The organism is Streptomyces sp. NPDC002130 (assembly GCF_040296465.1).
Classification (GTDB): domain Bacteria; phylum Actinomycetota; class Actinomycetes; order Streptomycetales; family Streptomycetaceae; genus Streptomyces.
Genome location: NZ_JBEOXI010000539.1, coordinates 1 through 2,560 on the forward strand (window position 1 = coordinate 1; position 2,560 = coordinate 2,560).

A 2,560-nucleotide genomic window follows, 5' to 3' on the forward strand; every position below is an offset into this window, starting at 1 on the left:
GGTCGAGTTCGGCTGCGGGGAGCAGTCGTCCGTCGAGTAGCGCGTAGAGGAACTGGTTGAGGTCCGAGGTGGTGGAGATCAGCTGCCCTGCGGCCCATCCCCACGACGGCCCGGCACCGGCCGCACCACCGCTCCTTCGTACACCCGCAGGTCACGGGTCTTGAGCGACTCCTTGTAGCGGGCCGGGCCGCTGCCCAGGTCGACGGTCTCGATGCCGTCGGCCGCCGCGGCCTCCAGCATCCGCAACTGCAGCAGGAGGCCGGGGGAGTACTTGGCGTAGGCGCGGTCGTACGCCGGGAACCACCAGGACAGCACCGTGCGCGAGCGCAGCCCCAGGTGCGCGGCGACGGGTCGTCCGGCGGCGTACAGCACGGACAGCACGCCGCGGCACTCCGGCTCCTCGCTCTCCCCGAGCAGCCCCACCAGCCGGGTGATCCACTCCTGCGCGAACCGGTCCCGCCGGCCGGTCCGCCGGTACTGCGCCGACTTCCACTCCATCAGCGCCCGCAGCGCCGCCGGGTCCCGGGCGTCGTACACGAACCGCACCTCGCCGACCTGCCGGGCCAGCCTGCGCTCCTTGGCCAGGATCTGTCTGAGGAAGCCCGGCGAGTGCGCCCGCAGATGGTCCGTGTACGCCGCGAAGCCCTCGCCGATGTCGACGACCGGGGAGGCGAGTTCCTCGACCGCGTGCGGCACGAACACCCCCTGACCGGCTTCGAGGTTGTCGAACTCGAAGGACGACAGCCCGCAGACCCGCAACAACCGCCGGGCGTCCAGCCGGATCCCGGGGCGTAACACGGCCCCCTGACTGTCGGACACCCCCAGCCCGATGGCCCGGCCCCGCCCCAGCACCCCCGCCTCGTACGGGAAGAACCCCACCGGGGAACCGTCGTCCTGCAGCACCGCCACCCTGGCCCCCGGCCTGACCCGCCCCACCGCCACGGTGAACGCCGGGTCGAGAAAGGGATTCGCCGGTGCGCCGGACTCCGTCCGGATCTCCCGCCACATCTTCTGGTCGTTCGGGCCGAGTTCGTCCGGCCTCAGAACGAGAACGCGCTTTCCAGGCAACTCTGCCTCCTGTGTCATCGGCATGGGGACACACGAAGGCCTGCACATCACCGCGATTCGGCACCAGGGCAGTACTCAGGCCGCACGGCGCAGGCCCTTGTCGGTCTGCCGTCGCTCAGCAGCGGAACGTCTGCAACCGTTCGGCGCTCGGGGCGGATCCGGCCGCCCCCGGACACGGGCTCGTTCCCGCCGCACGCAGATCCGTACTGCTCCGGCCCATCACGGCCGCCCCGGTCACCACCGGGCTCACCCCTGCCGCACCCGTGGCCCGCGGCGTGCGCGCCGCGAGCTGCCGAACCGACGGCTCGTCCTCACAGGGACACGGCTCTTGGGCCCCTTCGGCCTCGGCACTCGAAGCGGCGCCCGCAGCCGTCGCGCCCACCGCCGCCGTGGCCGCCACGGCCGGACGCCCGTCGTCCGCGAGCCCCGGAACCACGAGGTGCAGCAACAGCAGGCAGGCCATCAGACCCCCCAACGCTGTCCAACGTCGCCGCACCATCAGACCCCTGACCTGCGTTCCGGCGGGGGAGTACGGAGGACTCGACCCGAGGGCCGGCACCGGACCAGACCCCCGACACGGCCGGCTGCGCTTCCAGTAGGCCGAGCCCGGCTCCGCCCCGTCAAGCCCTGGTGTGACGATTCGTCCCTCTCGGCCGGTTGCCGCCGGAAATCCAACGGAAAGCGCTGCCTCCTGACGGGTACTCAGCCACCGAGACTCAGAACCTCACCCGGCTTCGGCGCCCGCACATCCAGCGGCTCGTCGAAACCGCTGAACGACGTGGTGGTGTGCTGCGCGGCGCTCTTGTACACCGTCTTGAGCAGATACGGTTCGCCCTCCTCGGCCACGTAGAAGGTGTACGTCCCTTCCTTGTCCGCCTTGTCGGTGACGATCAGTTCGATGGCCTTCGTGTCTCCGACGCGCGCGGATCCGCCCTTCTTCGCCGTGCCGAACGAGTCGAAGGGCCGTGTGCAGGAGGTGAGTCCGTCGCCGCCCCGGGAGGCCGGGTCCACTGGCGTCTTCACCCACCGCTTCTGCTCGCCGGTGACGCCGGGGTTGTTCTTCCACTTCTGCAGGTAGGCCCGGTCCGGGCGGACGTAGTCGGTCTTGCCCAGACGGATCTGCTCCAGGGCGCCACCGCCGGACCAGGTGGTCTTCGACCTGCACCGGCTGTCCAGGTCGGTGACGAGGTGGCTGGTGACCGTGCCGCCGCTCGTGGTGCGGTTGGTGATGTCGACGGTGACGGTGTCCAGCTTCCGCATCCTCGCGTTGGCCTCGTCGAGGATCTCGCCCGCGGATCTGTCCTCGCCGGAGCCGCCGGCTCCGCATGCGGCCAGGGCCGCGCCCGCCAGCAGGCAGAGCGCGGTCGTCGTCATGGTGGCCATGGCCCGCACGGAGCCCCCCTGTTGTTCGTGTCGGCCGGTGATCAGCCAGGGGAGCTTACCCGCCCGCCCCGGTGGCCTCGGTCTCGTGGACCAGCTCGATCGCCCTGCC

2 protein-coding genes are annotated in these 2,560 nt (G+C 71.2%); both read right to left on the bottom strand.

Features of this window, described 5'->3' with window-relative positions; translation table 11 throughout:
- Positions 1–78: 78 nt before the first annotated feature.
- Positions 79–1,086 carry a GNAT family N-acetyltransferase gene (locus tag ABT116_RS42425; RefSeq protein ID WP_502984038.1) on the bottom strand — a complete coding sequence of 336 codons (1,008 nt, stop codon included), beginning with the start codon at positions 1,084–1,086 and terminating at the stop codon, positions 79–81.
- Between the two features lie 684 nt (positions 1,087–1,770).
- Positions 1,771–2,451, bottom strand: coding sequence for a hypothetical protein (locus tag ABT116_RS42430; RefSeq protein ID WP_351645903.1), 681 nt, complete (start codon positions 2,449–2,451; stop codon positions 1,771–1,773).
- Positions 2,452–2,560 lie beyond the last annotated feature (109 nt).